The organism is Vibrio sp. 10N.261.54.A5, assembly GCF_041471145.1.
Lineage (GTDB): Bacteria > Pseudomonadota > Gammaproteobacteria > Enterobacterales > Vibrionaceae > Vibrio > Vibrio crassostreae_C.
Window position 1 is genome coordinate 1 of sequence record NZ_JBFRNU010000048.1, and the last position, 7,920, is coordinate 7,920.

At 46.1% G+C, this 7,920-nt stretch carries 8 protein-coding genes, 1 pseudogene and 1 other annotated feature; of the genes and pseudogenes, 3 read left to right on the top strand and 6 right to left on the bottom strand.

The features are described from left to right. The 6 genes and pseudogenes from AB4329_RS15340 to AB4329_RS15365 form a co-directional block, all read right to left on the bottom strand. Positions 1 to 342, bottom strand: a pseudogene (locus tag AB4329_RS15340) (tryptophan synthase subunit beta); the annotation flags it as partial. 131 nt (positions 343 to 473) lie between these two features. After that, positions 474 to 1,913 (bottom strand): bifunctional indole-3-glycerol-phosphate synthase TrpC/phosphoribosylanthranilate isomerase TrpF, encoded by a 1,440-nt coding sequence (gene trpCF / locus AB4329_RS15345; RefSeq protein WP_372138678.1) that lies wholly within the window; start codon positions 1,911 to 1,913, stop codon positions 474 to 476. 25 nt (positions 1,914 to 1,938) lie between these two features. Continuing rightward, positions 1,939 to 2,934, bottom strand: a complete 996-nt coding sequence (gene trpD / locus AB4329_RS15350) for an anthranilate phosphoribosyltransferase (protein ID WP_009848756.1) — start codon at positions 2,932 to 2,934, stop codon at positions 1,939 to 1,941. A gap of 9 nt (positions 2,935 to 2,943) precedes the next feature. Beyond that, entirely contained in the window at positions 2,944 to 3,534 is a 591-nt protein-coding gene (locus AB4329_RS15355; RefSeq protein WP_010438041.1) for an aminodeoxychorismate/anthranilate synthase component II, read from the bottom strand. A 2-nt stretch (positions 3,535 to 3,536) separates the two neighbouring features. Then, a complete protein-coding gene (locus AB4329_RS15360) occupies positions 3,537 to 5,126 on the bottom strand; it encodes an anthranilate synthase component 1 (RefSeq protein WP_017061497.1) in 1,590 nt (529 codons plus the stop codon). Between the two features lie 125 nt (positions 5,127 to 5,251). Next, positions 5,252 to 5,366 (bottom strand) — a sequence feature (Trp leader region). Next, on the bottom strand, positions 5,313 to 5,438 hold the full coding sequence (locus AB4329_RS15365) for a trp operon leader peptide (RefSeq protein ID WP_009848753.1): 126 nt from the start codon (positions 5,436 to 5,438) through the stop codon (positions 5,313 to 5,315). (Overlaps the previous feature by 54 nt.) Before the next feature lie 120 nt (positions 5,439 to 5,558). Between AB4329_RS15365 and rnm the strand changes: the two genes are divergently transcribed. The 3 genes from rnm to rluB all read left to right on the top strand — a co-directional run. Continuing rightward, positions 5,559 to 6,413, top strand: a complete 855-nt coding sequence (gene rnm / locus AB4329_RS15370) for an RNase RNM (protein ID WP_017061496.1) — start codon at positions 5,559 to 5,561, stop codon at positions 6,411 to 6,413. Positions 6,414 to 6,475: 62 nt separating this feature from the next. Further along, complete coding sequence (locus AB4329_RS15375; protein WP_009848751.1) at positions 6,476 to 7,096, top strand: L-threonylcarbamoyladenylate synthase; 621 nt, start codon at positions 6,476 to 6,478, stop codon at positions 7,094 to 7,096. A 159-nt stretch (positions 7,097 to 7,255) separates the two neighbouring features. Continuing rightward, positions 7,256 to 7,920 (top strand): 23S rRNA pseudouridine(2605) synthase RluB (gene rluB, locus AB4329_RS15380; RefSeq protein ID WP_372138680.1); only part of this gene is annotated, 665 nt, incomplete at its 3' end.

Sequence of the window (7,920 nt, forward strand, 5' to 3'; positions counted from 1 at the left end):
GTGTTGGCCTGCCCCAGTTTCAGCGATGATTTCCTGCTTACCCATACGTTTTGCTAGCAATGCTTGACCAAGTACTTGGTTTGTCTTGTGGGCGCCACCGTGAAGTAGATCTTCACGCTTAAGGTACAGTTTGGTTTTTGTGCCTTTAGTTAGGTTACGAGTCAACGTTAGTGCCGTTGGACGACCAGCGTACTCTTGAAGAAGCGTCATGAATTCGCTGCGGAACTCAGGATCGGCTTGTGCATCGATAAATGCTTGTTCAAGTTGGTCTAGTGCTGGCACTAGGATCTGCGGTACGTATTGACCACCGTATTCACCAAAGTAGGCATCGAGTTTAGCCATTGTGTTATTCCTTCAATTCTACTGATGTGTATTCACACCAAGTCATTTAATCTTGTTTGAGCTTCGCAAAAGGCAAAGCTCACAAATATGTTTTTAGTTTCTGCTTTCTAATTTCTAGCGCCGAGTTTGGACTAGTAATTGCGAATCGCTGCAAAAGCACGTTGCAGTTTGTCTGCGTCTTTTTTTCCTGGAGCGGATTCAACGCCAGAGTTTAGGTCTAATCCTAAGCAACCCAACTTAGCGGCTTGGTTAGCATTTTCTGGGTTTAGGCCACCCGCCAACATGATTGTGCTTTGGTTGTTGATTAGGTTCCAATCGAACACTTGGCCTGTGCCACCTGTTTGAGAACCCACTTTAGTATCTAGCAGGTGACGAGTCACGTTGCTTTCCAGCAATTCTGGTAATGCGCTCTCAGCGCCGCAAGCAACACCGTAAGCTTTCCAAATCTCAACGCTTTCAGGTAGTGACTGTTTTAGCTCATCGACAAACGCTTGAGACTCATCACCGTGCAATTGCACAGCGAACAGGCCTAGCTCAGAAACCGTTTTCGCAACGTCAGTAACGCTGTGGTTTTGGAACACACCCACGTAGTTCAAAGGTGCGCCGCTCATAGTCAAACGAGCCGCTTCGATATCCACATGACGCTTAGATGCTTCAACGAATATCAGACCACCGAATACCGCACCAGCTTGATAAGCCTTTGCTGCATCGTCAGAGTGAGTTAAACCACACACCTTGTTTTCACCCAGTGTTACTTTGCGTACCGCAAGCTCGAGGTTCTTCTCTGCCATTAGAGAGCTACCGATTAGGAAGCCATCTGCAAACGTTGAAAGGTCACGAACTTGTTGATGTGTGTAGATGCCAGACTCTGAAATCACAACTGCGTTTGGAGCCAGTTCGCGAATCAGCGGCGCCAACTCTTTAGTACGGTTCAAATCAGTCGAAAGGTCACGAAGATTACGGTTGTTAATGCCGATCACCTTAGCGTTTAGAGCGACTGCACGGTGAAGCTCTTCTTCGTTGCTGACTTCGGTCAATACACCCATGTTGAGTGAGTGAGCGACTTCCGCCAGCGCTTTGTACTCTTCGTCATCTAATACCGATAGCATTAACAAGATAGCATCAGCTGAGTAATGACGAGCTAGATACACTTGGTAGGTATCAACCATGAAGTCTTTACACAGGATAGGCTGCTTAGCAATGCTGCGAACTTTAGGTAAAAACTCAAAGTCACCTTGGAAGTACTTCTCGTCTGTCAGCACAGAAATCGCGTTTGCGTGGTTGTTGTAAACAGAAGCAATGTAGTCGAGGTCAAACTCGTCACGGATTAAACCTTTTGACGGAGAGGCCTTTTTACATTCAGTGATGAAAACCGTTTGTTCTCCGCTCAGAGCGTCATAAAAGCTGCGGTCTGTTGCAGTTAGTGACGCTTTAAACTCGTCTAATGGTTGAGTCTGCTTACGTGCTTCAACCCATTGGTATTTATCACGAACGATTTTTGCTAATACTTCCGCCATTTCAGCTTCTTTGACTGAAACGTGGGTCGACAGTTTATCGGTAGTCTGTGTCATGTTCTTTGTCTCGATTCGTCGTTCGTTAGGCGTGTGCAGCAAGCTTTTGTACAAGCTCGTACGCTTTGCCAGAGTTCATCGCGTCAATCGCTTGCTGTGCGTTGGCTTTTAAATCTTCGTGACCAAATAGACGCATCAATAGAGCAACGTTCACGGCTACTGCGCCAACTTGGGCTTCAGTGCCTTTACCCGTTAGGATATCGGTTGTGATGGCTTTGTTCTCTTCTGGCTCACCGCCCTTGATTGCTTCAAGAGGGTGAGTGTTCAAACCAAAGTCAGCCGGAGTCACTGTGTACTCGTGAATCTTGCCATCTTTAATCTCAGCAACGATAGTCTCGCCGTGAATCGCTACTTCATCTAGGCCGCTACCGTGCACAACAGCTGCACGCTTCATGCCCATTTGCAGCATGGTTTCTGCGATAGGGCGTACCAGCTCTTTGCTGTAAACACCCATTAGCTCGATGTTAGGGCGAGCAGGGTTAATCAGTGGGCCAAGAATATTGAAGATAGTGCGCGTTTTCATTGTTTGACGAACCGGCATCGCGTGACGTACACCAACGTGATATTGCGGAGCAAATAGGAATGCTACGCCAAGTTCATCAACAGCCGTACGTGTGTCTTCAGCTGTCATCGCTAGGTTGATACCGAACGAATCCAATAGGTCAGAAGAACCTGATTTGCTCGATACGCTGCGGTTACCGTGCTTCGCGACTTTTAAGCCACACGCTGCGGCAACAAATGCAGAAGTCGTCGAGATATTGATGGTGTTGTGACCGTCGCCACCTGTACCTACGATGTCTGCGAAATCGTAATCAGGGCGCGGGAACGGGTTTGCATTCGCAAGTAGTGCTTTTGCTGCGCCTGCAATTTCATCGGGCGTTTCGCCTTTGATTTTCAGTGCAGTTAGCGCAGAAGCCATCAAGATTGGGTCTAGTTCACCCTTGATGATCACATCAAATAACTGTTGGCTTTCTTCTTGAGTAAGAGACTGCTGTTCGTAAAGTTTATTAATCTGTTCCATGATCGTTTCCTATATCGTCTTTTTCTCAAGAGCCCATTCGATAGCGTTTGCTAGAAGCGTTGCACCGTAGGTCGTCATAATTGATTCAGGGTGGAATTGGAATCCACACACCTTGTCTTGTTCTTGAACCACAGACATCACCAAATCATCTACTTCAGCGGTCACCGTTAGGCTATCAGATACATGCGTTGCCACTAAAGAGTGGTAGCGAGCGATAGCCAATGGCGAAGGTAAGCCTTGGTAAGTCGCATGGTTTTGGTGTTCCATCATCGACACCTTACCATGAATGATTTCGCCAGCGCCTGCAACGGTGCCGCCATAGGCTTCAACAATCGCTTGGTGGCCTAAGCAAATACCAATCATTGGCACTTTACCTTTTAGAAGCTGAATCAGCTCTGGCATACAGCCCGCATCTGCTGGAGCGCCAGGGCCTGGCGAAAGCAGTGCAACAGGGTTGTCTAGTTCGTTGATCGCCGCTTCAACTACTTTTGCAGGAATGTTGTTACGGTAAATTTTTACGCTGTGACCTAATGAACGAAATTGGTCTACAAGGTTGTAAGTGAACGAGTCGAAGTTATCGATGAATACAATATCAGCCATGATTACGACTCCTTCTTATTTGTCAGGTTCTTAGTATGAGCTGCTTGAATCGCTGAGATAACCGCTTGTGCCTTGCCGCGAGTTTCATCGGCTTCTGCTTGTGGGTCTGAATCGAATACCACACCAGCGCCAGCTTGTACTTGTGCTACGCCATCTTCAACGTAAGCAGAGCGAATTACGATACAAGTATCTAGAGTCCCTTCACCGGTTAGATAACCGACTGCACCACCGTAGCTACCACGACGCGTTTTTTCTACGTCACGAATAAGCTGCATTGCGCGGATTTTTGGTGCGCCCGTTAGCGTGCCCATGTTCATACAAGCTTGGTAAGCGTGCAGAGCATCTAAGTCTTCACGGAGCTGACCAACAACACGAGAAACCAAGTGCATTACATGGCTGTAGCGGTCAACTTTTAGCAAGTCTGCTACGTGGCGAGTGCCAGCTTCGGCAATACGCGCAACATCGTTACGTGCTAGGTCTACTAGCATCATGTGTTCCGCGTTTTCTTTTTTGTCGGTACGCAGTTCAAGTTCAATACGGCTATCTAGGTCGAAATCGATTTGACCATCAGGACGCTTACCGCGACGACGAGTGCCAGCAATAGGGTAGATCTCGATTTGGTTGGTTTCTGTCTCGTATTTCAACGCGCTTTCTGGAGATGCACCGAACAGAGTAAACAGCTCATCTTGCATGTAGAACATGTAAGGGCTTGGGTTACTTTGTTTGAGTTCTTTATAAGCTGCCAATGGAGCAGGGCAAGGTAGAGTAAAGCGGCGTGAAGGAACTACTTGGAACACATCGCCTTTAACTACGTACTCTTTTAAATCACGAACCGTTTGGCAGAAGTCTTCATCTGAAACGCTTGGTACTGCTTCAACGTTGTCTAACGGCGTAACTTCTGTGATGGCTTTCAGTGACTGACACTGAGTTTGAATGTCGGCTAGACGGTCAGTCAATTGCGCTTTGATGCTGTCATCTTGAGCGAACAAGCTCGCGTGAAGTAGGCCTTCGTTCTCTTGGTGATCGAAACGCAATAGTGTTTCAGCTACGTAGAATACAAAGTCAGGACAATTGTTGGTTGCTTCAGCATCACCTAGTGGCTCAAAGTTTGCCACGATGTCGTAAGCGAATAAGCCCGCCATGAATAATGCGTGTTTGTTATCCGCGTCTTGCTCAAAGCTGTGCTGAACCAAACGCAGTGCATCGAATGAAGAGGCTTCTCTTAAACGTGAGTCTTCGTCTAATTCGTTGCTTGGTTCGATAAAAGTCAGCGTCAAAACGTTATCAGTAAGGTCAGATTTAATTTCTGCTTTCACGTTTTGAGTGAGATGTTCGATAAGCGCTTGACCGTTTTCAGTCAATGCTTGAAAGGTTACTTCATGTCCGCGACATACGATGCGAACAGCAGAGTCGATAAGGAGTAGGCTTGTCAGGTTCTGTTTAGATTCAATCTCGGCAGATTCCAACAAAAGACTATCAGTTTTGTTTTCACACAAAGTATGAAAAACGCTGGTTGGATCTTGCGAGTAAGGAACTGAGGAATTGATGACCTCAATGGTTCCCAGCTTTTTGATTTCAATGGCCTTGTTCACAAGACCTCCTTTATGATTCTTTAAATTTCCTGCCGTACATAGTCGCATAAAGATACCTTTCACCCAATCTAGAATATGGTCAATTCGATGATTTGTTAGTCAGTTGAATGTGAGATGTTCGACAAATTAAAAAGCCCGCTATTAAAGCGGGCTTAGTGATAACTTTTTTATAAACAAACTGTTTAATTAGAAGTACACGTTAGCCCACCAAGAACTTGTCCAAGTGCGCCACCAATTAAGCTCTGAACTTGCTTCTACTGAAGAAAGTTCTAAAACTTTATCTTTATGGTTTTGGTTAAATTCTTGTAACATGGTGAACCTATCAAATGTGATACTTCGTATTTGTGTACTAGTTAACTAGTTTTCTGCTTGCGGGTCAAGTGTGTTGACACAAATATAACGATAAAAATTGAAAACAATGAAAAAGAATATATGAGAATTGATCTACATAGTCATACAACAGCCTCAGATGGCCGACTTACTCCACCTGAGCTAATTGACCGAGCGCTTGGCTTTAACATCGAAGCGCTAGCGATTACAGATCATGACACGACTGATGGGCTTGCTGAAGCACGCAGCTACATTGCGGATAACAACCTTCCTATTCAGTTGATAAACGGCATTGAGATTTCGACTGTTTGGCAAAACAAAGATATCCATATTGTTGGGTTAAACGTTGATCCTGAGTCACCAGAACTCAAAGCGCTCATTGAACAACAGAAGCAACACCGTATTGGGCGTGCTGAGATGATCGCTCACCGTCTTGAGAAAGCGACTCGTGAAGGGGTGTTAGAAGAAGTTAAATTGATTGCGGGTGATGCACCAATCACTCGCGCTCACTTTGCTAAGTGGCTAGTCGACAATGGCTATGCGAAAACCATGCAGCAGGTGTTTAAAAAGTTTCTTACTCGCAATAACCCAGGTTATGTGCCGCCAACGTGGTGTTCAATGAGTGATGCTGTCACGGCTATTCATGCTGCTGGTGGACAAGCCGTGCTCGCTCACCCTGGGCGATATGGCCTTACAGCCAAGTGGGTTAAGCGCCTGCTAGCGGCATTTGTTGAAGCGAAAGGGGATGCGATGGAAGTAGCTCAACCTCAGCAAGCGCAACAAGAAAGACGCACACTCGCGGATTATGCTATACAATACAAACTATTAGCCTCCCAAGGCAGTGATTTCCATTACCCATCTCCGTGGATGGAACTTGGACGCAATCTCTGGCTACCTTCTGGGGTCGAAGAAGTATGGAAAGATTGGGAGTTTCAAACGGTTTCACCATCTGAATAGTCTTTAGGTGAGCCAGCTCCTTCTGATGATAGAGTCGAGAGATTCGATAACGAGGATCAACAATGAGCCAGTTTTTTTATGTACACCCAGATAACCCACAAGCACGCTTAATTACTCAAGCGGTTGCGATTATTCGCAATGGCGGCGTTGTGGTTTATCCAACAGATTCCGGTTATGCGCTGGGCTGTCAGCTTGAAAACAAACAAGCACTTGAACGTATCTGTAAAATTCGTCGCATCGATGACAAGCACAATTTCACCTTGTTATGTCGTGATCTTTCTGAGTTATCACTGTATGCACGCGTTGATAACGTGGCTTTCCGCCTACTGAAAGCACATACACCAGGTGCTTACACGTTTATCTTTAAAGCAACCAAAGAAGTGCCAAAGCGTTTGATGAACGCCAAGCGTAAAACGATTGGTATTCGTGTCCCAGACAACAAGATTGCACTCGACCTTTTGGAAGCGATGGGTGAACCATTAATGTCGACGTCTCTGATTCTGCCGGGTAACGAGACTACGGAGTCGGATCCAGAAGAAATTCGTGACAGCCTAGAGCATGCGGTTGATGTCATTTTGAATGGCGGTTACTTAGGTGAGCAACCGACGACGGTTATTGACTTCAGTGACGATGATGCCGTGGTTCTACGTCGTGGTGCTGGCGATCCTGCGCCGTTTGAATAATCGCTTTACTGATTAACAGTCTGTAACGATACAGCAAACCTGCCACAGTAAATAACAAGTGCTTTTTGGCAGGTTATTTGCGATAATACGCGACCGCGATTTGGTCGCGAAAAATTCATTCGACGTCTGTGAAGACGACAATTAGGTAGAAAAGAGTAAATGAGCGAAAAATTACAGAAGGTTTTAGCGCGAGCTGGTCACGGTTCTCGTCGTGAACTAGAAGGTTTAATCAAATCTGGTCGTGTAAGTGTTAACGGTCAAGTTGCGAAACTGGGCGAGCGTCTTGAAGACGAGAACTCAGTGATCCGTATCGATGGCCATACTGTTTCAGGCAAGGCTTCTGAAGAAGTGGTTTGTCGTGTACTTGCTTACTACAAACCTGAAGGTGAGCTTTGTACTCGTCACGACCCTGAAGGCCGCCGTACTGTTTTCGATCGTCTACCTAAGATCCGTGGTTCTCGTTGGATTTCAGTTGGTCGTCTTGATGCAAACACATCAGGCCTTTTGCTTTTCACTACTGATGGTGAGCTTGCAAACCGTCTAATGCACCCAAGCCGTCAGGTTGAGCGTGAGTACCTAGTACGTGTATTCGGTGAAGTGACTGAGCAAAAAGTTAAAAACGTTACTCGTGGTGTACAACTAGAAGACGGCATGGCTCGTTTTGAAGATGTTGTTTACGCTGGTGGTGAAGGTATGAACCATACTTTCTACGTAGCGATTAACGAAGGTCGTAACCGTGAAGTTCGTCGTCTTTGGGAATCTCAAGAAACGACAGTAAGCCGCCTGAAACGTGTACGTTACGGTGATATCTACCTTGATAAGAA